Source organism: Nostoc sp. UHCC 0302 (assembly GCF_038096175.1).
Lineage (GTDB): Bacteria > Cyanobacteriota > Cyanobacteriia > Cyanobacteriales > Nostocaceae > UHCC-0302.
Genome location: NZ_CP151099.1, coordinates 4,982,457 through 5,008,095, shown reverse-complemented (window position 1 = coordinate 5,008,095; position 25,639 = coordinate 4,982,457). Strand labels below are relative to the sequence as shown.

Here is a 25,639-nt window from a genome sequence, read left to right as displayed (position 1 = left end):
GCTATAGTTTCATCACATCCAATATGGATTTTTTTACTGTGCTGATGATTTAGTAAAATAGTTTTATTGCACTGCTTTGGGTAACTTTGCCGAGCAGTTAGCTAGATGTATTGTCACAATGAACTGGTTAGCCCATTTATTATTATCTGAAGCGGATGTTGAGAGTAGGTTAGGTAATCTGCTTGCTGACATTGTAAAGGGGACAGTTCGCGAAGAATTGAACTCAAATATCCAGCACGGAATTAAATGTCATCTAGTTATTGACAAGTTTACCGACAGTCATATAGTTGTGCAAAGAAGTAAAGACCGCATCAATCCAAGCTACAGACGATTTGCGGGAGTACTCGTGGATGTTTTTTACGACCACTACTTGGCAAAGAACTGGTCAGAGTATTCCCATGTGTCTCTTGATGAGTTTACAGCAAAGATATACAAGTCGTTTCAAGCCTATCAAGGTGAAATACCTGTGACAGTTACTGAAATGATTACTCGTATGGCAGTTGAAGACTGGTTAGGAGCTTACCGCAACGTAGCTGGTGTAGAAAATACTTTGGAAAGGATATCAAAACGGCTATCGATGCGATGTCTACGACGGCCATCGAGCTTTGCCGTTCGCGGAGCGTCTCGTAGAGAAGTGCGGGCTACGCCATTAACCCCAGCTGTTAGCGAACTTACAACACACTATGATGCATTTGAGGATGATTTTCAAGAGTTCTTTCCCGAATTAATTTCTCATGTCCAAAATTGGTGTCTTGTGTAGTTGTATTCAATCTTTTCAAATTTATATTTTTTAACTTTGCTGTCTTCTAAACTGGATGTATAAGCGCAACTCCCCAAAATTGGAAGTAATTGAAGAGATAAATGGCTGGTTAAGTCCGCGCCTGGGTATACGTTTTGAACTTACACCAAATACTCTAGAAATTTATTATCCTGATGGGCGAAAGTTTCTCACATCTGTGGAACTAGATCAAGAACGAGAACAGGAACGTCAACGCGCTGAGCAAGAGCGCCAACGCGCTGAACAGGAACACCAACGCGCTGAGCAAGAACGACAAGAGAAAGAAACCACACTCCTCCAATTAGAACAGGAACGACAGCGCTATCAAGATTTGTTAGTACTATTGCAAGCTAAGAGAATTGATCCACAAAATATGTGAGCTACTAGCACAGAGATTGACGTATTCAGCCCAAGGCTGACAATATGCAAGTACAATGCACATCAACTTAGCAAGCTTATGTTTTTTTCAAATTCTCTGGAAGCTCAACTTAAGCAGTGGCACGAAGTTATTTGCAATCAGCCGCAAAATCCCAATGCTTACATTCGCCGAGGTATGGTTTATTTTCAGCTTGCCAAAATTGATGAATCTATTCAAGATTTTGACACAGCAGAACAGCTAGATGAGCGTCTAAAACCCTATCTATGGCAACGTGGATTATCGTACTATTATGTAGAAAGATTTGCTGAAGGCGTTCAACAGTTTGAGATAGATTTGACAGTGAACGCCCAAGATGTAGAAGAAACAGTATGGCGATATCTCTGCATGGCGCGTTTAGTTGGTGCGAAAGAAGCACGTAATTCTCTATTAACTGTGAAAAATGACCCTCGGCACTTCATGCAAATTGTATACAATTTGTTTGCAGGCACTTGTACGCCAAATGATGTTTTAAATGTTGGTCAGTTAGAAGGGATAAAGGGAAATTTTTATAGTCATCTTTACTTAGGATTGTATTACGAAGCTGAAAATAATCTTGATTTAGCTAAAAATTATATAGTTAAGGCTGCTGATAATTATAAAATTGATGATTATATGTGGTATTTAGCGCAGGTACACAAAAAATTGCGAGGATGGGTATAGAACGTTTTATCTTGCTTAGACGATCGCCATCAATGCAGTGTTCAACTGCGATCGCTACTATGCAGAATCGTTTATCTTGAAATTACGGTTAATTCAATCCTCAGACCTTATCCTGGATTTAAAAAAACAGTTGCTGATACTCAAAAAGTCACAGACATTCAATCAAATCAATTAGTCTATGAGGTGACTTAATTGCACTAAAAGGAGAGTAGCGATGAAAAAAGTCGCGGTGTTTGGCAATGCTGGAGGCGGTAAATCAACTCTCAGCAAGAGATTATCCCAAATCACTGGTTTGCCACTTCACGTCTTGGACAAGATTCAATATCAATCAGGAGGCAATCCGATTCCACATGAAGATTATAAGCACGCCCATCAGCAAATTTTAGTTAGTGATCGATGGATTATTGACGGGTTTGGTTGTATAGAAACCCTCTGGCTACGACTGAACGAAGCGGATACTCTGGTTTTTGTCGATCTACCACTATATATACATTTTTGGTGGGTAACTAAACGATTATTCACAGGTTACTTTAAACCGCCACAAGGCTGGCCAGAAAAAAGTCCAATATTGAAGAGTTCGCTTAGTAGCTACCGCGTGCTTTGGTTATGTCACAAATATTTGACCCCAAAATATCGTGAGTATATCGAGCAGACTCGAAGCATGAAAAGTGTTTATCACATTCGATCAACTGAACAGATTTTACAATTTTTTAAATTAATCGAAAATGAGACTAACTTTAAAGATGGTGCATCAGCCTAACGCTCATCATTAATTTTTATAGCTGTGAGCGATCGCCTTTGTTAAACTAATTGCTATGCTGAGGATTAATTTGATAAATGCGATCATCTATTCATTTTCAGTTGCTTCGGTTTCAAACTGCCTCGACTTTTCGCAATAATTCCCGAATTGCGATCGCTTTGACTTCTCGATCATACTTGAGACCCGAATCAGCTATTTCAATCAGTAACAACACTTCAGAAGCATCGGGATGGGGATCATCATAATCTAATGGAACAAGCAAGCAGCAAGAATAGTCAGCATATAGTTATTAGGCTTGGTACTTCCTTAATTCCGTTGCAACCATTCATCCAAGCGAGACATTTCCACCGCACGGTTCAACAGCAATCCATTCACCTCGTTTGAGCCGGAGTGGAGCGCTAAAATATAATACTTGCCGTTTATGTTACTGATAATTGCACCTCCAGAAGCACCGTGATTAGTATCACAGTTGTGGTACAACAAATTATCCTGACGGCGGAGGATACTGCATCGCAGGTGAACGCCAGCAGTCATGCTTTCACCAGCAGTTAAATTTTCATAACCTTTTTTCTTGGGGTTAGGAAAATCACCAGAATAGCCGACTAAGGCGAATTTTTTTATATCTCCAACAAGAGTAGAAGATGGTAGGGATTTCCAGCCCAAATAACCATATTTTTTACCGATAGGCTTGTTGAGCTTCAAAATCGCCCAGTCGTTTGCATAATCGGCTAATGTGCCATTTTTAAAGTCTGTGCCGTAATAAACATTAGTGGCGTAGGCTATATCAGCTTTACTTTTGACGACACCATTAACTAAGTTTGGCTCAAATGCGTTAGCGAAGCTCGCCGTAGGCATCGCTTGACTAACTTTTTGGGTTTCCGGGTTAATGACACAGTGAGCATTTGTCAAAACAACGTCTTCAGCAATCAACGTTCCCGTGCAACTGTAGCCGCCACCATCAGCACCTATCCCCTCGATTTTACCAATGGCTGACCAAGGGTAGTCTCTGCTAGTCATGGGGATACGGTCATCTGAACCAATAATTGCTCGTTCTTCTCCGGGGAGTTTTTCTTTCTGATTTAGCACCGAAGGCTCCCCTTTTCCTTCTAGTTTAAATTCTCCGGGATTTTCAACTTTGGTAAACCTGGGTGGGGTTTGTGGTTTGGCTGAAACTGAAGCCCAAAACCCCAAAATTCCTACCCCAATTGTTGCTATGCAGGGAAGAATAAATTGTCTGGATGTAAATATGCTTTTCATGAGAAATCACTCCTAATAAATTTTGTCTTAAAGTAGGTTGGGTTGAACAAAGTGAAACCCAACATTTTCGGGAGTTTGTTGGGTTTCGTTCCTCAACCCAACCTACGATATTCGCTACTTAACTAGTAGGGAAGCTACGGTATATACACAAGTCTTTTGACCTGCACCTTTATTGCATCGACCTGTACCTTTGTTGCGTTGACCTGCACCTTTATTGCGTTGACCTGCACCTTTATTGCGTTGACCTGCACCTTTATTGCATTGAGCTGCACCTTTATTGCATTGAGCTGCACCTTTGTTGTATCGACCTGCACCTTTGTTGTATCGACTTGCATCTTTGTTGCATTGACCTGCAAAAATTAACTTAGCCTACGTTATGCAGCAAGTCTAAAAGATTTGTGTGTACACTGTAGCCCTGTGCGGGAGAGGTTTGAAAAGGGGTTACAACGTTCACCGCCACTCACCCAGCAGGGTAAAAGCCGACCAAGAATAGGGGTTACGCCACTTTTCTTGTTCCCACATTTTTAGTTGTGCGGCTCTGAGGGCAGCAGCCGGAGTTTTCCCTTGCTGCAACATTTGGCTGTAAAATTGGCTCATCAATAAAGATGTCGCTTCATCATCAACACTCCATAAAGACACTACCACCCGCGCTGCACCTGCATACATTAATCCTCTTGTCAACCCCACTAGCCCTTCTCCTTTAACTTCTTTACCCAGACCGGTTTCGCAGGCACTTAGCACCACCAACTCTGCTGGCAAGTTGAGGTTAAAGATATCAGTGAGGCGCAAAAAGCCTCTTTGGGACTTACCTTGTTTATCTATCAGAGAAAGGACAATTCCTGATAACTCTGGGTCAGTGCTGTCTAGAAAGCCGTGGGTAGCAAAATGCAGCATCTTGTATTGACTCAGTTGCTTATTGATAGCCCAGTTATAGTTAGCGTCAAAACCAAAGGCTTGGATATTCTCTGAGGGTGAGACAAGTTTGAGAATCTCTCGCGCCTCTTCTTCTGTGCCTTCGAGTCTTTGAATTTCGCTGCGGTTGATGTTTCTCATAGACCGCTTTAGCGCAGAGTTTTCTAGTTCCTGGTCAATGTTATTATTAGCAGCGTTGGAAGATTTGCCAGTTACTCGCTGATCGTTAGCGCTAAATACTGGATCTGCAAGAATGGCAAGGGTTTTCGGTGCTTTTATCCGCCCTTTAATTTGTTTCCTGAGAATGGCAATGGTGGAAGCGGAAGGTAGACTGATAATTTCATGGTTGACTACCAATGGTTGATAATCTGAACCATCGGCCGATTTGGTTGATGTAGTTAATGCCGCAAAGGGGATGTATTGTAAAGCATCATCACCAACAATTACTAGGCGTTTTTTTCCCAACTTATCAGCAACTGGCGCGAGGATTAGTTGACTCAGTTCATTAGCAGCTTTCCCTGTATCTTCTGGCGAACCTCCCTGCATTCCAGGATTAATTAAGTAATTGTTGTATAAATTCTTGGCTGCTTTGTCTATCTTTTCACTTGCTGGGAGTTCATAGCTATAGAGAGAGTCGGGTGTGACAGCCCAAAGATAGCTACGTTCTTCACCTAAAGAATATTGCAATAGCAGTGTGTCTTTATCTAGTTGTTGCTGAATTTCTTTGAGAGTCAGAGGTTGGGGATATATCAAATCGGCATATTCCGGGTTTTTGGCGCGGATTTGTATCTGAAGTTCTCGCTGTTGTTTGAGTATGTCTTCGATTTGTTGTTTGGTATTGGTTAAAAGTTGTTCTGGGGTTTCTTTTTTACTTGATAGTTCTGATAATAATTTTTCTCTAGCATTAATTTGTAATTGCAAACGGCGTTCTTCTGCTAAAAGTGTTGGGTCAATGCCTTTTTTAATATCGATTTTAGCTTCGGTTAGTAGTTCAATTAGACCACGGGCGCGGGAGCGATCGCTAACTTCCAGTGCCAATGCATCGTATCCTTTTGATGGGTCTTTTTTGTCCTGTTCCATCAGCAGGTCGGTGTAGAACTTGTAGTAATTTTGAACTGAGGCAAAGTAAGAAGCGCGTAGTTCTTTGTTAGCTATTTTGGTGCGTAAATCTTCAATGATTTCAATAGCAGCTTGAATATGTGTTTGGGCTTGTTGTAGATTACCGCGACTACGTTCTAGGAAAGCCATGTTAAAGAGGGTGGTGGCTTCGCTTCCCCTGTCCCTCACTGCACGGAGTATCGGTAAAGCTTGGTTGTAGTATTTGAGCGCTTCTTGGTTTTCTCCTAGTGAGAAGTAGACAGCGCCAATGCCAACGAGGGTGATGGCTTCCCCTCCCCTGTACCCCACTGCGCGGACTAGAGGTAAAGCTTGGTTGTAGTATTTGAGCGCTTCTTGCTTTTCTCCTAATGAGCCGTAGACTAAGCCAATATTATTGAGGGTAGCGGCTTCGCTACCCCTGTTCCTCACTGCACGGAGTATGGGTAAAGCTTGGTTGTAGTATTTGAGCGCTTCTTGTTTTTCTCCTAATGAGTCGTAGACTAAGCCAATATTGTTGAGGGTGGTGGCTTCGCTTCCCCTGTCCCCCACAGCATGGTATATGGGTAAAGCTTGGTTATAGTATTTGAGCGCTTCTTGCTTTTCTCCTAAATAATAGTAGACTAAGCCAATATTATTGAGGGTGCTGGCTTCTTCTCCCCTGTCCCCCTCTGTACGGGTTATGGGTAAGGCTTGGTTGAGGTATTTGAGGGCTTCTTGCTTTTCTCCTAAATCAGAGTAGACAGCACCAATATTGTTGAGGGTGGCGGCTTCCCCTGTTCTGTCCCCCACTGCATGGCGTATCGGTAAAGCTTGATTGTAGTATTTGAGGGCTTCTTGCTTTTCTCCTAAATAAGAGTAGACATTGCCAATATTGTTGAGGATGGTGGCTTCTCCTGCCCTATCCCCCACTGCATGGCGTATCGGTAAAGCTTGGTTGTAGTATTTGAGGGCTTCTTGATTTTCTTCTAAATAAGAGTAGACATTGCCAATATTGTTGAGGATGGTGGCTTCTCCTGCCCTATCCCCCACTGCATGGCGTATCGGTAAAGCTTGGTTGTAATATTTGAGTGCTTCTTGGTTTTCTCCTAAATCAGAGTAGACATTGCCAATGTTGTTGAGAGTGGCAGCTTCACCTTTCCTGTCCCCCACTGCACGGTATAGGGGTAAAGCTTGGTTGTAGCATTTGAGTGCTTCTTGCTTTTCTCCTAATGAGTTGTAGACTTTGCCAATGCCAACGAGGGTAATGGCTTCCCAGTCTTTATCATCAATTTGTTGCCAAAGCTTCAGCGCTTCTTGGTATTTCCCAATCGCCTGTCGCAGTGATTCTGCTGTCCCTCGTTCAGCAAGCTGCATTCCCTCTTGAATAACCCGTTCCGCAGCAGCGCGAGTGGCATTTTGTTGAGTGGTTTCTGGCTGCTGTGCTATCTGCAACCCTTGGTTTCTCGGTGTCGCCCCCATAGCATCAGCAAGCATTACCGCACTCAGCAATAAAGTTAAACTGTAGCGGGTCAATTTTGGTAGAAACTGCCAACAAACTCGTTGAGACTTTGCACTTCTCTTCATTCTTTAGCCTCACAGCCTCAATCAGTGATTATTTACAGCCCTATCTCGTCGGCATCAATTCCGATTATTAGTAAATTATTTAATTGTCGCCAGTAATATTGCTGAAACTTTATGTTGATTTTACGGTTGCGGTTTCAGGTTGCAGTTGTGGTTACGGTTTTTGCAACGAATTTATCGCTAAACCTGATTTTCTCGTCCTGATGCTTCCTAACGAGAGGGGGATATAGCGGTTCTCGCTTGGGTGCAGTACAGTTTTGACCTCTCTCCTTTTAGGAGAGAGGCTTTGAATCTTACTCCCCTTCCCTTGAAGGGAAGGGGCTGGGGGTTAGGTCTGTATTCCATGCAATTGGGAACCGCTATAAGAGGTGATAATAGTTATTGAACAAGTAAAGGTAACTTTAATATGTCGTATAAAGTTAGCATTGTTATCGAAAAAGATGAATATGGATATTATGCTTATTGTCCTGAACTTCCTGGTTGTCAATCTCAAGGTGATTCCCTAGAAGAAGTACAGACAAATATTAAAGAAGCTGTTGAGCTTTATATAGAAACCTTGTCAAATTCAGAAAAACAGGCGCTTCAGAACAAGGAAACATTCACAATAACCTTGGAGGTAAAAGTTGCCTAAGCTGCCACATTTGACTGCAACGGAAGCTGAAAAACTTTTATTAGATGTAGGCTTTATTCAAATTAGAAGTAAAGGAAGTCACAGTATTTATTTTCGAGAAGAAGTGAGAGTAGTGATTTCTTTTCATTCAGGAAAAATATTGCACCCAAAAATAGTTAAACAGGTTTTACAAGCCATTGACATTTCTGAGAATAAAGCGACAGCAGAAGAAGTAATACCTGACACTGATGAATAAAAATACCATCCCCCAAGCGGCGCTTTTATATCCTCCACCAAAACACCTACAGCGAAATGGGCGGTTAGAAACCGCGTCTACACAAACTTGTGTTGAGCGGAGTCGAAATACAAAACCCACCTCCGTAGGTTTCAAAACCTTAATTTTACCTTAGTCCGCGCAGGCGGACGAAAGCCTGTGTAGGCGCGTACTCCTACGGAGAAGCAAGCTACACGCAGTGTACCGCAGGCAGTTTTATCAAAGACCTAAAAGAAAAGCGTTATGCCACAATAAGGTAAACAGTTATTATTTATCGACCTTATGCAAGTCAAAGATTTGACTATTGAAGAACTCAAGTTACTGATTCAGGAAACTGTTGCTGAAACCATTCAATCTCTGCTGATTGACCCCGACGAAGGTAAACAACTAAAGCCAGAAGTGAAGCAACAACTACTAGACTCCTTACAGCGCACTCAAGCGGGAGAAAGTGGAGTTTTGGCTGAAGAAATAGCGAAAAAACTGGGTTTGCAGTGGGAATGAGTTATTGTGTTGAATTCACGAAAGGAGCTACTAACGATTTAGAAGCACTCACCTTAACTATCCAAGAACGCATTATACGTAAAGTTCATTGGCTATCTCAGAATTTTGATAACGTAAGTCCCCAAGCTCTTAGCGCTGACCTCAGTGGTCTGTTTAAACTTAGAGTAGGTGACTATCGAATTATCTATTCCTTTAATACAGAAACGCAGTTAATCACAATTCACAAGATTGGACATCGCCGAGATATTTATAACTAGTTTATTGGTGTTGATAAAATTTACCAGAATTCCAATTTTGACACCGCAAGATTTTCTAAGTTGCTACTTCTCAGATAAATAAGTAGAGACGAACAAAAGGATAAAATCGAATCTGACTTGAATATTGACAGAGATTAGAACACAATTAATAGCGTGAAGAGCGATCGCTTCCACTAAAAAAGCCTTTACCACAAAAAGTCAAAAAAGTCCAGGAACAATACTCAAGTGATAAGCAGCAGAAAGCTTTAGCTATTTTTTAATGTAAGAGCGATCGCATTGCAATATTTTAAAAAGCTCACGCGCAGGGGTAAAAGTGACGAACGAATAATAAGCTTTACGTTAACGTCCTAGCATTTTATCCCACAGATGTTTAATGCAATCGCTTCCTAGACTTTTCGCAATAATTCCCGAATTGTGATAGCACAATCATCAAAGGCTAAAGGTGAAATTGTCACATCCTCTGCAAGTATACTCTCACTGTGATAGCCATCTGGACTAGGAAGACGATACATATACAATTTACGTCTATTGATATCTAAAATCCAGTACTCAATAATACCTGATTTAGAATATGCGAGCGCTTTGACTTCTTGATCATATTTGAGACTAGAATCAGCTATTTCAATCAGTAAAAATACTTCAGAAGCATTGGGGTGGTGATCATCATAATCTAGTGGATTGGGCTTCACCACTGAAATATCTGGTTCTGGTTCCGAGTAATCATCAAGTTGCACTGGTGACTGAATTCTTAATAAAACTTTGTCGCCCAAACGTTGACGTAATAATCTTTCTGTGCGGGTAATTGCTGATTCGTGAGCAGTTCCTTTTGCTGACATTCTGATGATTTGTCCCGCGATTAATTCTAAGCGTTCTTCAGGATGAAAAATTCCCGTTTCCGCCATTTGGTGATATTCTTTAACACTTATTAGGCGAATATTGGTCAGCATAAGATTCACGTTAACGTCCTAGCATTTTATCCCGCAGGTGTTTGATGCGATCGCGCAATTTTGCTGCCTCTTCAAATTCCAGTTTCTTCGCCGCTTCTTTCATCTGTGCTTCCAACACAGTAATCAATTGTGGAATCTGTTCTAATGGCAGTTCATCTATATGTTCATCTACAACTTTCAAGTCAGTTGCATTCAACCGCCGAGATACATCTAAAAAAGCCAAAATCGCATTACTTGATTTTTTCACAATTGGTTGTGGTGTAATCCCATGTAGTCGATTATGTGCCGTTTGAATACCACGCCGCCTGTCTGTTTCATCAATGGCTTTAATCATACTACCTGTCAAATTATCAGCATATAAAATCGCTTGTCCTTGGATGTGACGCGCGGCTCTACCAATAGTTTGAATTAAGGAACGCTCGGTTCGCAGAAAACCTTCTTTATCTGCATCCATAATTGCTACTAAGGAAACTTCAGGTAAATCCAAACCTTCCCGCAGCAAGTTTACGCCAACTAATACATCAAATTTCCCCTCGCGCAAGTTCTGCAAAATTTCAATGCGCTCAATAGAAGTAATCTCGGAATGTAAATACCGTACTCTTATACCGTGGTCTTGCAAATACTCGGTTAAATCTTCCGCCATCCGCTTGGTTAATGTGGTAATTAACACTCGTTCATGGCGATCAGCTCTATCTTTAATTTCTCCCAATAAATCATCAATTTGTCCTTCTGTGGGACGCACAGAAATTTCTGGATCAACTACCCCAGTTGGTCGAATCACTTGCTCAACTATATGACCTTCAGAAACTTCTAATTCCCAATTTCCTGGCGTAGCCGAAACAAAAATACACTGGTTTACTTTCTGCCAGAATTCTTCGGCTTTTAAAGGACGGTTATCAGCAGCACTAGGAAGACGAAATCCATGTTCAATTAACACTTTTTTCCTAGCTTGGTCACCGTTATACATCCCACGAATTTGCGGCACAGTAACGTGAGATTCATCTATAACTAATAGCCAATCTTTCGGAAAATAATCAATTAAACATTCTGGAGGGTCTCCGGCTTGCCTTCCTGCTAAGTGACGCGAATAGTTTTCTACACCGTTACAATAACCAACTTCACGCAACATTTCTAAGTCGTAACGTGTCCGTTGATCTATGCGTTGCGCTTCTAATAGTTTCCCAGCTTCTTCTAATTCTGCTTTACGTTGTTTTAATTCTGCTGCAATGTCATCACAAGCTACTTCTAACCGTTCTTCTGGGGTAACAAAGTGACGAGCCGGATAGATATTCAGCGCTTCCAAACTCTTGAGAATTTCCCCTGTTACCGGGTCAATATAGCGAATCGCATCAATTTCATCACCAAAAAATTCGACGCGAACTATTCGGTCTTCGTATGCTGGGCCAATTTCTAATACATCACCACGAACACGAAACTTTCCTCGACCCATTTCTATGTCGTTGCGACTATATTGAACATTTGCCAAATCCCGTAAAATTTGTCGTTGATTTACTTCCATACCTATCTGGAGAGGGATAGCAGCTTTGAGATATTCTGCTGGCATTCCCAAGCCATAGATGCAACTGATGGAAGCAACAACTATGACATCACGGCGTTCAAAAAGCGATCGCGTCGCTGAGTGCCGCAACATATCAATTTCATCATTAATCGCAGCCGTTTTCTCAATATAAGTATCAGTAACTGGAATATATGCTTCTGGCTGATAGTAATCGTAGTAGCTGACGAAATACTCAACTGCATTGTTGGGAAAAAACTCCCGCAACTCGTTACAAAGCTGTGCAGCAAGAGTTTTATTATGTGCCAGAACTAAAGTCGGTTTTCCCACTTTCTCAATAACTGCTGCTACTGAAAATGTCTTACCTGTTCCCGTAGCTCCTAATAAAGTTTGGTAACGGTTACCAGCTTCGATACTAGCGGTGAGTTGTGCGATCGCTTGTGGTTGATCGCCTGTCGGACTAAAGGGAGCTTGAAGACAAAATTCTGTCATACAGTTTTGCTGAAAATACCCTATCTCATGGTAACGATATCACCCTGCAACCGTCAGACCTGGATGATTAAACGAATAAATAGCAATAATATTTTACAAAATTTTACTATTTAGATTTACTTATGTGTAAGTTTTAAAGATATATATACCTATAGAAGCTTTTTTAAGGTTAAACTCTCATATATAGGAAAATATTTATTTTTCCTTAATTATTGTAAAATTCAGTTAACAAATCCAGAGGTGTCCAGTTATGACTATTAGCAGCACTGGCAAAGCAATCAGTCCACGGCAAAAGCATACCAGGCTAAAGGGAGAAAATACAGTGGAAGTTGAAAATCATCAGGGACAAAGCTTGAGTGCAGATCACGTCGAGCAAGGTACTGAGTTACCAGTGCAGGCTGAACATGGCAAACTGATAGTTGCTGGAGCTCGTCCTATAGGTAGCAGTGACTTACAAGTAGCTGAAACAGTTTCAATTTCTGGGATACGTCCTATTAGCACCAGTAGCTTTGAAATAGTTCAGACAATTAACGAAGCTGGTATTCGTCCAATTGGTGCTAATACAATTCACATAGTTGGCACTATGCACTCATCTGGTGATCGTCCAATTTCCTCAAGTTCACTAGTTATTTCTGAAAACTATTCTGTGATGGGTAACCGTCCAGTGGCATCAAATTTTATTGATGATTATGAAGGTTTGATGGGTTTTCTCGATTAGACCACGAAATTATCCCCATAACTAAAAAACCCAGTTTCGTAATGAAGCTGGGTTTTTTAGTTGAAACTTCAAATGTAGAGAGAGATCCGATTAATAACGTTTTGCAAATTTCATTTTTTCATAAAAATTACTTGTCTCATCTTTATTGCAATAAAATAGCTTACTTACTCTTGTTATCTATCTTTTTGTATAGGTAACTAAACTACTATTGCTTTAAATTATCTGCTATCAATAGCTAGGATGCTTACTGCGATTGTATTTCTTTATTTTTAATTATTTAATATGTCTCCCGGCGGAAGGCTTCAGTAAAAAATTTAAGTTAGTCTGTAAATGTAATAACAAAGAATTTCAAAGTGAATTTAAAACTTTGAAAATAACTTTCTACAAAATTAGGAGTACAAAATGAGTATTGAAGATCGCGCAAAAGCTGCTGCTAAAAATGTTGAAGGTAAAGCACAAGAAGCGCTAGGAAATGTGACTGGAGATCCAGAAGATAAAACCGAAGGTAAAGCAAAACAAGCTGAAAGCGAAGTACGTCACGGTATTGAAGACGTAAAAGATAACGTGAAGAAAAAGATTGACTAAAAATCATACTGTTTTGCAGAAACTACCAGAAAATAGCAGGGTCGCATCCAATTTCTGCAAAACATCAGGTGATTAAAAACCACTAGCTATGCCCCTATAATTTTCCCTCAAGGTAGAAGAATAGGGGATTAGCTTTATTAGCATAAGTAGAGACGTAATTAATCACGTCTGAATATCCACGAACAACTTTCAAATATTTAAATAAACTTGCTTTTAAAAAAGCAAAAATTAGAAATTCAGCTGTTTTAAGCAAATAAGCTATTCTATCTATTCTTACAATTATTTTTTGGAGGCGAAAAAATGGTTCTGCTTCAGCAGAGTCGCAAAATATTGGCGACTTGCGTCTTAGTTTTAGTTCTGATGATAACTACCGCTTGTAGTGGTGGTGCTGTGGCACAAGCTCCCCGCACAACAGCCCCGCCAGCAATTGGCCGAGATTTAGCTTACGCGGAATTAGAGCGAGGCAACACACCAACAGGGGAAACTTTTGGTAATTGGGTTGTGCAAACATCTCGCGGATTAGTTAAGGATGCTTATGTACGCGATAACAACAAACTTGGTGTTGTTATTTCTTCTCAAGTTCGTCCTAATGAAGTGCGACCCTTAGCAAAATCTCTTGTTCAAGGTTTTCATAAAAATTTCCCTAATCAAGACTTAAAAGTTTTGGTATATGGGCCAGACAAGCAACTGATCTTAACTACTCAATACGATACTCAGACTAATCAAGTTAAGTATAGCTAATCACTGAGTTTACCATGAAGTACGAAGAGTAAATTCAAAATTCCCAAGATTTTTTTGAGCTTGGGCTAGCAAATTATAGGTGATTAGAAATTTTGGAATAAGGAGATGAGTAAGATGGCAAGCAGCGAACAGTACAGACGTGAAATTATGAAAGATTTAGCCAAGGGAGATGTAGAATCCTTGGATGATTCTAAAAACGATTCAGCAACCGAATATCAAAACTTCGACGATTTTGCTCAACGCACAACAACAGATCAACGTCGGCAGTTATTTAGTAGGTCTTTACATCCAGACCGGATTCCCACCAGTCAATTAGAGCCAGAATTACAACAAGCGATCGCTCAAATTAAACCAAATGAACGGGATGATGTAGCACGCGCCTTTTTCAAACACTTAAAGGGAAGAGGACTAGATGATCGGCATCTAGAACAACAGTTGGGTCTTTCTACGCACCACCCCAGCCGCATGAGTGCTGATGATGTTAGCAAATTAGCATCCTTTGTTTATCACAACCACCCAGACATTTTTCACGATGTACTAGCGGAGCAACCAGGTATTATCAAGTTTCTTAGCAATCCTGTAGTAGCAGGCATTATCGGAATTACCGCAGCTAAATGGTTAAGTGGTCGCAAATAGTACTCAGTATAGACGCGCCAAATAACGTCTGTAACAGTTTCTTGAGGTGGGCAATGCTCACCTTTTTATTTGCCAATTGTTTGATGCAGGGTGCTATAGAAAAAAGTAAATCACAGTTAGTGCAGCTGTAATCAGAACAGGGTTTGCTGCTAATCTGTAAGCAAACTGCTTATATACACGAATATTTACATAAACAACATTTATACACTTACGAAGCAACTAAACTTTACATAAATTTAATACAGCTATTTAACGATTCCATAGTTTAAAACTCTGATGAAATCTAGCTTTTAACCAGCTATAACATTAGATTTCTTGTATTTATAACTTTAAAGATTTGATTAATCTTAGGTAAAAATTCTTGATTATATTTACGTAAAGTGTAAAAATATTTACTAAACTTTTGTCAAGAGTATACATAAAACATCAATAATATCTTGAAAAAAAGCAGAATAATATAAGTTGAAATTTATAAATCTTCTTGGTAAATAAATTTTGTAAGTAGAAAAAAGAACAGCTAATTAATCCAACTTTTTTCTGATTTTTTTAATTTTCTACCCTTTGTTCTAACTTGCTTGTTGTTATCAGTGATACACTGATGTGATAGTTTGAATAGTACTTAATGTGTAGATGTTTTAATGTGCAATTTTTGAAGTAATGGTGAATCCGACTAATTCGGGAACTATACCAGAAATCTTTATCTTTTTGCAGGAACTAGTTTAGCTATATCTACATGAAATTTACCAACTTTACCCCAGTTAAAACCCTAAAAAATAGCGAATTCTGGTTATTAGGAATAGCAGCAAGCTTAATTGCAATTATAGTGACTCTAACCTGGAAATCGGGAGATATTTCTCAACTGGGTATGAGTATATTGTTTTTATTCGCTGTCATCTCTTTCTTAGGGGAAAAACGCGATGAATTAACTTTAGAAAGTGGAATTTTTTCTAGCTTTTTAGGTGCATTCTTAATTGCTGTTGTACTATGGCAAAGTATATTTTTACCCAAAGGTGAGCAAATTGCAGTTTTTACCCATCTATCACCTCTGATTTCTGCGATCGCAGTAGGTTTACTTGCTTCTGGTTTGAAGGGATTAAAGCAATATTGGCAAGAACTAACTATCTTGTTTTTTCTTGGTGTTCCAAAGCTAGTTTTAACATCTTTAACTGACATTTCCCCCATAACTGCTAAATTCTCAACGTTACTCCTTTGGTATTCAGGTTTTGACGTATCTCTTCAACAAAGTATTTATATAAATTTGCCAACAGGAAGCATCAAAGTTTATTCTGGCTGTTCTGGGGTAGAATTAATTAGCCATTTGTTAGGACTATCAGTGATTGCTTTGCTAATGTTTCCTCTAGAGCGAAAAAAGAGAATTGTTGTGCCAATTGGGGCTGTACTGATAGCATTTATAGTCAATGGTATACGAGTTGCCCTGCTTGCTGTTATTGTAACGAAACAGCAATCGTTCGATTATTGGCACCAGGGGGATGGTTCTCGGCTATTTGGGATGATTGCAGTGTTGATATTGGGATTATTCTACTTTTTTTTGCTCAAGCAAGAGGAAGGTAAAAAACAGGGTAATGCGGAGTCTTAAAAAAGATGTCTCAATGGAAACAATTGCGGATATTGTTTTTAGCTTTAACACTGGGTTGTGTGCTATTTGTTTTGGTAAAGATATTGCTGACGAAAACTACACAAAAACCCAAAGCAGACTCACTTTTTAAAGACTATGAACACCCTAGCTATAGCGTTGGTTCATATCCTTCTCAGCTCTCTGCTTTCAGAGAATCTTTTTTTTAGGCTAATAATGTTTGTAGGAAGGTAATTGTTTAAAACTTTTGTTGCAAATGTATTGTGTATAGTGATAATTTTTCATAAAACTCTTGTTTTCATTAATCAAATATAAGTATCTATAACTAGCGTCAACTTTGAGTTTAAAAGATTGAAATTCATGTCAATCAACATCTCCATCTTTTTTCTATTTTGCTAAAAACATGACTAAATCGAATAGTGAAAAATTCATTCCTTTAGTACAAGAATTACAAGAGTTTGCCTTCACCCAAATAGGCTCTATTGCCATTTTACGAATACTTGGCTACGGTCTCTTACTGTTAGCGCTTTTCGACATTGTTGAGATGTTTGTCCCACCAAATTTTATGAATCCTGCCTGGGAATTTCAAACTTTTGGGGCAATAGTTGAACGGGTACCTGTGCCTTTAATTGGGTTGGTATTTGTTTTCTTTGGAGAAATGCATTCACGAACCAAATGGGAATTCTTAATCGTGAAGCTATTATCTTGGTTAACTATAGTAATAGCAGTACTTTTTTTATTGCTAATTCCTTTGGCAATTGGTAATACTGTTCGTCTCAGCAATCAGAGTGCTACTCAAATCACTAATGCATCTAAGCAACAAATATCTCAAGCAGAACAAGTCGAAAAGCGGCTGAGTGCAGCCACACCTGAACAAATAAATAATTTTTTGAGAAGCCAAGGTAGAACTGTAGAAGGCAAAAGACCTGAAGAAATAAAAAGTCAAATTTTGTTAGAACTTTCTAAAGCTAAGATACAAATTAAAAATCAAGCACAAAACACTCAGTCTTCTCAGAAGCTGAACTTGATCAAGAGTTCTGTGAAATGGAATTTAGGAGCTTTGGTTTCTGGAGCTTTGTTCTTCAGTCTTTGGAAGGGAACTCAATGGGCAAGAATGAGTAAGTAGAGACGTTTAAGTATTATCTGGAGTTTTGTAAACCCATTTCTTTGCAGAAATTGGGTTTTTTGCTATTTGGTGTCAACACAATATACAGCATAATTCAGAATGAAAACAGGCTTTATACCTGACTTTGAGACCCATATTGTGTACTTCATCAACTTGAAATCCGCTGTATTTATATTTTATTTATAAAAAAAGTAGGTTTGACAAATAACCAACCTACTTTTTTGTAGTTTCTGATTAATTTAATTCAAAATCTCAATCACCCAATTTAAACTTTTGCCAGTTCTGGGGCAGGACGCTTGCTGTTGCGAATGTTTGTAATAGCTTCAGCATAATCTTTAGCATTAAACACAGCTGAACCAGCAACGATCGCATTAGCTCCCGCTTCCAAAACTTGCCAAGTATTATTTGCCTTGAGTCCCCCATCCACTTCAATCCAGGGGTCAAGACCACGTTCATCGCACATTTGGCGCAGCTTGCGAATTTTAGGTAATACACCAGGAATAAAGCTTTGACCGCCGAAACCAGGGTTGACGCTCATAATCAACACTAAATCGCACAGATCCAAAACATATTCAATTAGTTCTAGAGGAGTACCAGGATTAAGTACTACTCCGGCTTTCTTACCAAGTTCTTTGATTTGACCCAAAGTGCGGTGCAGATGTGGCGAAGCATTATGCTCAGCGTGTACGGAGATAATATCAGCACCCGCCTTAGCAAATCCCTCTACATACTTTTCTGGCTCCACAATCATCAAGTGGACATCCAGTGGCTTAGTCGTAACCGGACGAATTGCCTCCACTATCAGCGGGCCTATCGTAATATTAGGTACAAAGCGACCGTCCATAACATCAACGTGTATCCAATCTGCTCCTGCTGCGTCTACGGCGCGAATTTCGTCTCCTAGACGACTAAAATCGGCTGATAGGATAGATGGAGAAATTACAATGGGCTTTTGAGATAGGTTTTGGGTCATGGCTGGTAGGTTTTTGAGCGTCCTTGTCTGTAAGCATTTTAACAAAAGATTGAGCTAGCGCTGATAACTTTGATCCCAGCTTGTTCAGCAAGCAAAAGAAATGTTCAGCAGCTAAGAAGCAGAAGAGAATTCTACTGACAATTGATTAACTAATAACTAACAACTAAACAATGGGCAAAAAACTAACCTGGATAATTTTGGGATTGAGTGCTTCCTGCCTAAGTGCGCCAGTAATTGCGTCAGCCTTAGAATCTTCCCTGGGAACAAATGGCATTGATGCTCTTAAGCTACACAAACCTCCATATAATTTAATCGGTCGTAAGATTGCTATTGGTCAAGTAGAAATTGGGCGTCCGGGGATGTTTGGTTGGGATAAAGCGGTGTCCAAAAACCGCGCCATATCCCTAGCAGCTGTGTTCTTACGTAATGGCCCAGCTAAGTCAAATAACGGTGTTGACCCCCACGCCTATAATGTCGCCGGGGTGATGGTGAGTCAAGACAAAGCCTTGCCAGGAGTTGCCCCAGGAGCGCGATTGTATTCATCTGCGGTGGGTTCTACTAAAAACATGGGTCAGCCAGAAGAGTGTTTATCAGCCCAGCACATAGCTCTACAAAATAGTGGTGATGTTCGTGCTATTAACTTCAGCTTTGGTGAACCTTTAAGCCGCGACCCACGACCGGAGGCTGCTTTAGACGGCAATGCTTTACTAACATTATGTATTGACTGGTCTAGTCGCGCTCATGATGTTCTGTATGCGATCGCTGGTAACCAGGGTAAAGGTGGTATTCCAATACCTACAGATAATTTTAATGGAGTCAACGTGGCTTTTTCATCCCGGAGAGGGGGGATTTTTAATAAAGTAGACGTTTCTAATCTGGCTGGTGCTAATCAGGGGGTGAGCGGGCGTTTGGCTGGAAGGGAGTTTAATCTTGGTGGACGTCGCGCAATTAGTTTAGTAGCACCAGGTAGTAACATTCCTTTGCTCAACCCAGATGGCAAATTGAATAAAGCCACAGGTACAAGTTTTGCCACGCCTCACGTTACAGCTACTGTTGCTTTATTGCAGGAATTTAGTGACCGACAAAGCCGGATAAAACAACCTAACTGGAGTACCGACGGTCGACGTCATCAAGTTATGAAAGCTGTATTACTCAATTCAGCAGACAAAATTCAAGATAGCGGCGATGGCTTACGCCTGGGAATGAGCCGGACGCTCATTGATAAACAAAATCAAGACTGGCTGGCTTCTGATGCTTATAAAGATCCGACAATTCCCTTAGATGCCCAAATGGGAGCGGGACACTTGAATGCGTTTCGTGCTTATCAGCAATTTAGTGCTGGTGAATGGCAGCCATCAACTACTGTACCCGCCATTGGCTGGGATTATCGCACAGTAAATGCTGGGGTGTCTGTTGAATATGCATTGGCAAAACCGTTAAAGCAAAACAGTTTTGTTGCCATTACCTTGGCTTGGGATCGTTTGGTAGAGCTAAATGATAATAACAAAAACCAGCAGTATGACGTGGGAGAGAGTTTTCGCGATCGCGGTTTGAATAACCTTGACCTCTACTTAGTAAAAGCTGATGCTCAAAATACTGATGCTGGTACTGTTTGTTCTTCAATCAGTCCAATCGATAGTGTGGAACATATTTTCTGCCCCGTTCCTGCTACAGGCAATTACAAAATCCGCGTCCAGTTTCGCCAAAAAGTTAACGAAGCCACTCAACCCTATGCTTTAGCTTGGTGGGCTGCACCTTAATCTAGATTTGTCTAAAATCATCCAATTAAGACTGAAAATTGTTGTGCTTTGAGAAGAATCGAGTACTCACAAGTCAGAATTCAAAATAACCTCACAAATAAATTCAGGGGGTTGAGTAAATCAAAAATTTTTCTTCTCCCCAATTTTAATTGGAGGCTTTCAATCATGATTCATCCACCAGTAGCACTCCCATCCATACTGAATTCTTGGTTGGTAAACTTTTAAAAACTAGATTGGAAGCGGAATTGCCGCTTCCAATTTCAACTCAATTCAGTTGTCAATGGCGGATATTACACCATAGGTTTTCACCGTAAGAACAAAGAGATTTTTAATTACTACCCACTACTTAGCTACTGTTTCAGAAACTGTAACAGTCCCCTCTTTAAGTCCTAGCAAATGCAATAGTTAACAATTGATGCACGAGTAACAGCATCAATTTTGAAAGACAGATTAAAAATCTTTGGCAATAGAGGTAACAGGATGATTCAGCAGAAATTTAGTGGTGTGAAAGAAAATTTCCTGCAAAGACGTTACGGCGTTAGCTTGGGAAGACGTTACGTTCTAGCGGCTGCGAGTGTGGTGCTATTAGGTGTATTGGGTTGTTCTCAGGTTAATAACAGTACAAGTGCGCTTGCTCAATCTGATCTACCTCAGCCAGAATCTCCATTGCAAAAAAACAGTCAACCCTAATACAAAAATAGTTGATGCTAATAATAAATTTGGGTTCAAATGATTTTCAGAAATTCTGAAAAAAGATAGTAGTGAGAAGAATATTTTTATCTCACCTTCAAGTGTAGCGATCGCACTTGCTATAACCTACAATGGCGCTAGCGGTTCGACTCAACAAGCAATGGCCAAAACCCTAGAGTTTCAGGGGATGAATCTGCCAGAAATCAACTCTTCTTATGCAGCACTAAAGGAGCTACTTAAAAGTCCAGATCCGCAAGTACAGCTAACTATTGCTAACTCACTTTGGGCAAATCAAGATAATAGCTTTCAGCTAGACTTTATCCAGAAAACTGAAAACTTCTATAAAGCCAAGGTAACCAAACTAAACTTTAAAGATGCCGCAGCCCCCAGTAATATCAATAACTGGGTAAATGAGAATACAGGGGGCAAAATCAACAAGATAGTTGAAACAATTAAACCAGACGAGGTATTATTTCTAATTAATGTTATATATTTTAAAGGGAAATGGAGCAACGAATTTAATAAAAACCAAACTGCTGAATACCCATTTTACTTGACATCAGCTAAACAAAAACAACACCCAATGATGTCGCAAAAGGGTGAATACAGATATTATGAAAACGAACAATTTCAGGCAGTTAGTTTACCTTATGGGAAAGATGGTAAATTGAGTTTTTATATCTTCCTTCCCAAACAAAACTCCAATCTCAAGAGCTTTTATCAAAACTTGAATACTGAAAACTGGGAAAAATGGATGACTCAGTTCAGCAAACAGGAAGGATTTATTCGCTTGCCTCGGTTCAAAACAGATTACGATGTTACACTGAACGATTCCTGAAAGCTTTAGGGATGGAAGAGGCTTTTAGCAGTAAAGCCAACTTCTCCAGTATGGGTAAAAATTTTGCCATTAGCCAAGTTAAACATAAAACTTTTGTCGAGGTGAATGAAGAAGGAACCGAAGCCGCAGCGGCTACCTCTGTGGGAATTGAGGCAGTTTCGTTTAGACCGCAACCAAAATCATTCAAAATGATTGTTGACCGTCCCTTTTTCTGTGCGATTAGGGATAATCAGACAGAGAACATTTTGTTTATGGGTTCAATTGTCGAGCCAGAGTAATCAAGTTAAAAGTCAAATTTGTTTGATTTTGAATTTTGGAATCTAGGGTAATGTTGCCTCTGAGACACTCAGAGAAGTTTTACTATCAGCTTTTGGAGATTCACTTGTTGCAACTGAGGTAGTTATCTCTCCAGTAGGGCTGTCGTCCGTATCGTTACTTAGTACCTTGGGACGCAGAGCGCTTAAAGCAGTCTTAATCACAACAGCTGTGGGTACTGCCACAATCACACCCAAAAGTCCGCCAATTCTGGCTCCTGTTAAGACTGAAATTAATATCCAAACAGGGTTTAAACCAGTAAAACTTCCTAGAATGCGGGGAGCAATTAAATTTTCGAGAATTTGCTGTACAATTACTGCTGCGATTAAAACCCTCACTCCCATTGAAAAGTCTTGTAGTGCCACCAACAGCGTAGTCAGAGCAATGCCTACAGAACCGCCAAAGGGAACGAGAGCCATAACTCCAATAGTTAAGCCAAATAGTAAACCAAATGGCACTTTCAGCCACAAAAATGTAGGAATCAAGGCTGATGCCATACAAGTAGATAAAATCAGCTGGGTGATGAAGAAATTTTGAAAGCTCAGGCGTACCGTTCGGGAGAACGGATCGCGAAATTTCGAGGGCAGCCATTCCACTAAACTCTGCCAGAGTTCACCCCCATGCTGTAAAAGATAGAAAGTCAAAACCATCGTCAAGAGAATATCAAGCAGGCTAGTGAATGTGACTACAGCCAGATTCAAAACTTGTCCAGCGATCGCCTGCAATTGTCCTTTGACGCGATCATTAATTTGTACAACTAAGGCATCCAGGTTAATTGGGATGCCGAAAAGTTCTGCTTTCTCGTTTAACAACATTAACTGAGAACGTCCAGAGTCAATTAACTCCGGTAAGCGAGCCACTAGTTGTTGAGCTTGGGTGAGGGCTAGCGGGAAAAGAGTGACACCTAACGCTAATAAAATCGATAAAGCCAATAAAAATACTAGGATAGCAACTTGCTCTCGCCTAGCACCGTGATGCTCCATCCAGCTTACAGGGTAGTTAAGCAGAAATGCCAGCACCGAGGCTCCGACTAAAATGACTATTAGGGAGTGGAAATAATTGAAAATTGTCGAGATTGCCCAACTATTGAGAACTAGCAGCGGAGCAAATAGTGCGATCGCTCCGATTCGCGCTATTGGTGCGAGTGTTTGCCACCAGTTGAGTAGCTTGCGTGTCTGCATTTTTAAGCTGATTGCGGGATAAAACTAAATTAAATCTTTCTCTACAGCTTATTATCTCTAATTACATTAGTCTCATTCATCCTTCTAGTTTAGGAGTTAAACTCATCCAAATGGAAAATATTGAACCAAAAGAGAACGGGGACTGGGGACTTTTAAAAGGCAGAGGGGAAGAGAGCAGGGGGCAGGGGGAAGTAATTCCCTCTCCTCTGCTCCCTGCTCCCTGCTCCCCTGCTTCTTCTCAATCCCCAATCCCTAAAACACAGTTGCTTTTGCACTTAATTCCAGTCTTCGGCTTTTTCCCATCTTTGTGGACTCTTTATCGCCGTCAGGGAAGCCGGGAACAATTTGCCATTAGTCGTCTGTCTATTACTTTGGCATTAACTTGGCTTTTAGGTTACCTGCTGTTAGCAACCGGAGCAGCAACCTCAGATTTTTTCGCACTGCGTCTATTCATACTCAATGGTTTTCTCACCTCTGGTTACTTTTTGGTAAGTCTTTGGTTGATTTTTCGCTTGCTAAAGGGCAATTCTAAGCGCTTACCAGGATTTAGCAGTTTTGCTGAACGAGTTCTAGGTAAATACTTATCTTAATTTTTTGAGGGACAGGTTAACAGTATATTTACTTATCTTTGAAGAAATTTCATTTTATTTCCTCCACACATCTGGTCAAATCCGGTTTATTATTGCCATACTTCAAGAAAACATTTCTCGGTTTGCCCAAAAAATGGAAAAATGCTGCTATAAGTGTTGTGGTTGAAACAAAAATGAAAATGTTAGCACTGATAATAAAGAGTTAACTATTATGAATTGATTTGTCTGCATATTTATTAGTTTACAAAATTACCGAGATTGATTAAGTAAGTGTGAGGAAGTCTGTGACCATTCAAAGAAGTTCGGCGGAAGAAAATCAGTCTGGAAAGGCCTCCAAGCCTGGCAAAAGAATTTCCCAGAACTCGAAATCCGGACGTTGGCTGTGGTTTTGGGTGGGTATGAGCGGTATTGCAATGGTGTCTGCAACAGCAGGGGCTTTATTAGCTGTGTCTTTAACTAGTACGCCTTTGCAACAAGCCCAACTCAGCCCACAAGAAGAGGCGGTATTTGATGGCGATCGCATCTCTGGTGGTGGACTGCGATTTTCCCAATTAACTCGCCCTGTGAATCTCTTAATTATGGGGATGAGTGTACTTCCACCAGATGTCCAAAACCCTCCCGTCGAAAGCAAAAATCTTCGATATCTGCCTCAGTTAAACTCCTTTGATGGTCTTTCAGATGTGATGCTCTTGGTCAAATTTGACCCAGACACGAAAAAGGTAGTTATGCTCTCTGTTCCCAGAGATACCCGTACAGAAATAGAAGGGTATGGGGTAAAAAAAATTAATGCTGCCAATGTTGATGGCGGCCCCGCTTTAACTGCCAAAACCGTCAGTAATCTCTTAGGCGGTGTGGGAATTGATCGCTATGTGCGAATTAACGTTCTAGGAGTTGCCAAGCTGATTGATGCTTTGGGTGGGGTGACAGTGTACGTTCCCAAAGATATGAAGTATCAAGATGATTCGCAGCATCTATATATCAATTTGAAGGCGGGTAAGCAACATCTCAACGGTGATCAAGTACTGCAATTACTGCGTTTTCGCCATGACGAATTAGGAGATATTGGTCGGATTCAACGGCAGCAAATGGTGATGCGTGCTTTGATGGATCAAACGCTCAACCCAGCTACTGTTGCTCAATTGCCGAAAGTACTTGACGTAGTTAAAGAACACATTGATACCAACTTGACAGTTGAAGAGTTAGTGGCATTAGTAGGTTTTGGAATGCGAACAAACCGCTCTAATATGCAGATGTTAATGCTTCCTGGACGCTTTAGCGAGAAGCGTGAATTTGATGCTAGCTATTGGTTACCAAATCAAAATGCTATTGCAAAGTTGATGACTCAGCACTTTGGCTTAGAATCTCAAGAAGCACAGCAGGAGCAGTTGAGTGATCCAAGTTCTTTACGAGTAGCAATTCAAGATAGCACGGGTGGCGATCGCTCTAATATCCGACCATTGATTAGAGCTTTAGAAAAAGCTGGATATCGCAATGTTTATGTATCTAAGCCTTGGGGTGAGCCTTTAGAAGTAACTCACATTGTCGCTCAGCAAGGAGATGGTAACAGCGCCCAATCAATTCGCGACACTTTAGGATTTGGGGAAGTGCGAGTGGAAAGTACTGGCAATATTAGCTCGGATATCAGTATTCAAATAGGTCAGGATTGGTTGCAACAAAAAGCTATCTTTGAGAAGTCTACTAACCCTTAAGCTCTACTCTTTTTAGACATCTACCATATCAAAATTCTTAAACAAAAAGGCGTGAGGTTTTTCCTCACGCCTTTATATTAATGTGAGTTCGATGTCTGCTTAATTAGCCCAATCAAAAGACCTCAAAGAGCTTTTACTACGCA

25 protein-coding genes and 2 pseudogenes are annotated in these 25,639 nt (G+C 40.4%); 19 read left to right on the top strand and 8 right to left on the bottom strand.

Annotated elements, in window-relative coordinates; all coding sequences use genetic code 11:
* Window positions 1-118: 118 nt before the first annotated feature.
* The 4 genes and pseudogenes from WKK05_RS21690 to WKK05_RS21675 all read left to right on the top strand — a co-directional run bounded on the left by WKK05_RS21690 (window position 119) and on the right by WKK05_RS21675 (window position 2,616).
* Window positions 119-760 carry an acyl carrier protein phosphodiesterase gene (locus WKK05_RS21690; RefSeq protein WP_341525155.1) on the top strand — a complete coding sequence of 214 codons (642 nt, stop codon included), beginning with the start codon at window positions 119-121 and terminating at the stop codon, window positions 758-760.
* A gap of 79 nt (window positions 761-839) precedes the next feature.
* Window positions 840-1,157 (top strand): annotated as a pseudogene (locus WKK05_RS21685) (Uma2 family endonuclease); the annotation flags it as partial.
* A 78-nt stretch (window positions 1,158-1,235) separates the two neighbouring features.
* The gene (locus WKK05_RS21680; protein WP_341525154.1) at window positions 1,236-1,856 is read left to right on the top strand and encodes a hypothetical protein; all 621 of its coding nucleotides are present in this window, start codon (window positions 1,236-1,238) and stop codon (window positions 1,854-1,856) included.
* Between the two features lie 214 nt (window positions 1,857-2,070).
* Complete coding sequence (locus WKK05_RS21675; protein WP_341525153.1) at window positions 2,071-2,616, top strand: adenylate kinase; 546 nt, start codon at window positions 2,071-2,073, stop codon at window positions 2,614-2,616.
* 112 nt (window positions 2,617-2,728) lie between these two features.
* Here WKK05_RS21675 and WKK05_RS21670 read toward each other — a convergent pair whose 3' ends face one another.
* The 4 genes from WKK05_RS21670 to WKK05_RS21655 form a co-directional block, all read right to left on the bottom strand.
* Window positions 2,729-2,878 (bottom strand): hypothetical protein, encoded by a 150-nt coding sequence (locus WKK05_RS21670; RefSeq protein WP_341525152.1) that lies wholly within the window; start codon window positions 2,876-2,878, stop codon window positions 2,729-2,731.
* A gap of 44 nt (window positions 2,879-2,922) precedes the next feature.
* The gene (locus tag WKK05_RS21665) at window positions 2,923-3,873 is read right to left on the bottom strand and encodes a trypsin-like serine protease (protein WP_341525151.1); all 951 of its coding nucleotides are present in this window, start codon (window positions 3,871-3,873) and stop codon (window positions 2,923-2,925) included.
* Between the two features lie 134 nt (window positions 3,874-4,007).
* The gene (locus WKK05_RS21660; protein ID WP_341525150.1) at window positions 4,008-4,208 is read right to left on the bottom strand and encodes a hypothetical protein; all 201 of its coding nucleotides are present in this window, start codon (window positions 4,206-4,208) and stop codon (window positions 4,008-4,010) included.
* Window positions 4,209-4,323: 115 nt separating this feature from the next.
* Window positions 4,324-7,446 (bottom strand): CHAT domain-containing tetratricopeptide repeat protein, encoded by a 3,123-nt coding sequence (locus WKK05_RS21655; RefSeq protein ID WP_341525149.1) that lies wholly within the window; start codon window positions 7,444-7,446, stop codon window positions 4,324-4,326.
* Window positions 7,447-7,849: 403 nt separating this feature from the next.
* Here WKK05_RS21655 and WKK05_RS21650 point away from each other — a divergent pair, with 403 nt between their 5' ends.
* The 5 genes from WKK05_RS21650 (at window position 7,850) to WKK05_RS21630 (ending at window position 9,085) form a co-directional block, all read left to right on the top strand.
* Window positions 7,850-8,074: a type II toxin-antitoxin system HicB family antitoxin gene (locus WKK05_RS21650; RefSeq protein WP_341525148.1), complete on the top strand. Its 225-nt coding sequence runs from the start codon at window positions 7,850-7,852 to the stop codon at window positions 8,072-8,074.
* Window positions 8,067-8,309, top strand: a complete 243-nt coding sequence (locus tag WKK05_RS21645; RefSeq protein ID WP_341525146.1) for a type II toxin-antitoxin system HicA family toxin — start codon at window positions 8,067-8,069, stop codon at window positions 8,307-8,309. The genes WKK05_RS21650 and WKK05_RS21645 overlap by 8 nt, the downstream gene beginning before the upstream one ends.
* Window positions 8,302-8,463 carry a hypothetical protein gene (locus WKK05_RS21640; protein WP_341525145.1) on the top strand — a complete coding sequence of 54 codons (162 nt, stop codon included), beginning with the start codon at window positions 8,302-8,304 and terminating at the stop codon, window positions 8,461-8,463. The genes WKK05_RS21645 and WKK05_RS21640 overlap by 8 nt, the downstream gene beginning before the upstream one ends.
* A gap of 146 nt (window positions 8,464-8,609) precedes the next feature.
* Window positions 8,610-8,828 (top strand): hypothetical protein, encoded by a 219-nt coding sequence (locus WKK05_RS21635; protein ID WP_341525144.1) that lies wholly within the window; start codon window positions 8,610-8,612, stop codon window positions 8,826-8,828.
* Window positions 8,825-9,085, top strand: a complete 261-nt coding sequence (locus WKK05_RS21630) for a type II toxin-antitoxin system RelE/ParE family toxin (protein ID WP_341525143.1) — start codon at window positions 8,825-8,827, stop codon at window positions 9,083-9,085. The genes WKK05_RS21635 and WKK05_RS21630 overlap by 4 nt, the downstream gene beginning before the upstream one ends.
* Window positions 9,086-9,471: 386 nt before the next feature.
* Here WKK05_RS21630 and WKK05_RS21625 read toward each other — a convergent pair whose 3' ends face one another.
* On the bottom strand, window positions 9,472-10,032 hold the full coding sequence (locus WKK05_RS21625) for a Uma2 family endonuclease (RefSeq protein ID WP_341525142.1): 561 nt from the start codon (window positions 10,030-10,032) through the stop codon (window positions 9,472-9,474).
* A gap of 10 nt (window positions 10,033-10,042) precedes the next feature.
* Complete coding sequence (gene uvrB, locus WKK05_RS21620) at window positions 10,043-12,040, bottom strand: excinuclease ABC subunit UvrB (RefSeq protein ID WP_341525141.1); 1,998 nt, start codon at window positions 12,038-12,040, stop codon at window positions 10,043-10,045.
* Window positions 12,041-12,290: 250 nt separating this feature from the next.
* Here uvrB and WKK05_RS21615 point away from each other — a divergent pair, with 250 nt between their 5' ends.
* The 6 genes from WKK05_RS21615 (at window position 12,291) to WKK05_RS21590 (ending at window position 17,440) form a co-directional block, all read left to right on the top strand.
* Window positions 12,291-12,758, top strand: a complete 468-nt coding sequence (locus WKK05_RS21615; RefSeq protein WP_341525140.1) for a hypothetical protein — start codon at window positions 12,291-12,293, stop codon at window positions 12,756-12,758.
* Window positions 12,759-13,160: 402 nt separating this feature from the next.
* A complete protein-coding gene (locus tag WKK05_RS21610; RefSeq protein WP_341525139.1) occupies window positions 13,161-13,343 on the top strand; it encodes a CsbD family protein in 183 nt (60 codons plus the stop codon).
* A gap of 300 nt (window positions 13,344-13,643) precedes the next feature.
* Complete coding sequence (locus WKK05_RS21605) at window positions 13,644-14,084, top strand: hypothetical protein (RefSeq protein ID WP_341525138.1); 441 nt, start codon at window positions 13,644-13,646, stop codon at window positions 14,082-14,084.
* A gap of 114 nt (window positions 14,085-14,198) precedes the next feature.
* Window positions 14,199-14,720: a hypothetical protein gene (locus tag WKK05_RS21600; protein ID WP_341525137.1), complete on the top strand. Its 522-nt coding sequence runs from the start codon at window positions 14,199-14,201 to the stop codon at window positions 14,718-14,720.
* Window positions 14,721-15,453: 733 nt separating this feature from the next.
* The gene (gene crtA / locus WKK05_RS21595; protein ID WP_341525136.1) at window positions 15,454-16,317 is read left to right on the top strand and encodes a cyanoexosortase A; all 864 of its coding nucleotides are present in this window, start codon (window positions 15,454-15,456) and stop codon (window positions 16,315-16,317) included.
* Between the two features lie 400 nt (window positions 16,318-16,717).
* Window positions 16,718-17,440 carry an HpsJ family protein gene (locus WKK05_RS21590; protein WP_341525135.1) on the top strand — a complete coding sequence of 241 codons (723 nt, stop codon included), beginning with the start codon at window positions 16,718-16,720 and terminating at the stop codon, window positions 17,438-17,440.
* Between the two features lie 265 nt (window positions 17,441-17,705).
* Here WKK05_RS21590 and rpe read toward each other — a convergent pair whose 3' ends face one another.
* Window positions 17,706-18,413 (bottom strand): ribulose-phosphate 3-epimerase, encoded by a 708-nt coding sequence (gene rpe, locus WKK05_RS21585; protein WP_341525134.1) that lies wholly within the window; start codon window positions 18,411-18,413, stop codon window positions 17,706-17,708.
* A 170-nt stretch (window positions 18,414-18,583) separates the two neighbouring features.
* Here rpe and WKK05_RS21580 point away from each other — a divergent pair, with 170 nt between their 5' ends.
* Both WKK05_RS21580 and WKK05_RS21575 read left to right on the top strand, forming a co-directional pair.
* Window positions 18,584-20,173: a S8 family serine peptidase gene (locus tag WKK05_RS21580; RefSeq protein WP_341525133.1), complete on the top strand. Its 1,590-nt coding sequence runs from the start codon at window positions 18,584-18,586 to the stop codon at window positions 20,171-20,173.
* 480 nt (window positions 20,174-20,653) lie between these two features.
* Window positions 20,654-21,979, top strand: a pseudogene (locus WKK05_RS21575) (serpin family protein).
* Window positions 21,980-22,021: 42 nt separating this feature from the next.
* Here the strand turns inward: WKK05_RS21575 and WKK05_RS21570 are convergent.
* A complete protein-coding gene (locus WKK05_RS21570; protein ID WP_341525132.1) occupies window positions 22,022-23,197 on the bottom strand; it encodes an AI-2E family transporter in 1,176 nt (391 codons plus the stop codon).
* Between the two features lie 110 nt (window positions 23,198-23,307).
* On the opposite strand from WKK05_RS21570, the gene WKK05_RS21565 reads away from it, so the two are divergent.
* Both WKK05_RS21565 and WKK05_RS21560 read left to right on the top strand, forming a co-directional pair.
* Window positions 23,308-23,787, top strand: a complete 480-nt coding sequence (locus WKK05_RS21565; RefSeq protein WP_341525131.1) for a hypothetical protein — start codon at window positions 23,308-23,310, stop codon at window positions 23,785-23,787.
* Window positions 23,788-24,071: 284 nt separating this feature from the next.
* On the top strand, window positions 24,072-25,496 hold the full coding sequence (locus WKK05_RS21560) for an LCP family protein (RefSeq protein WP_341525130.1): 1,425 nt from the start codon (window positions 24,072-24,074) through the stop codon (window positions 25,494-25,496).
* The last annotated feature ends 143 nt before the right edge of the window (window positions 25,497-25,639 follow it).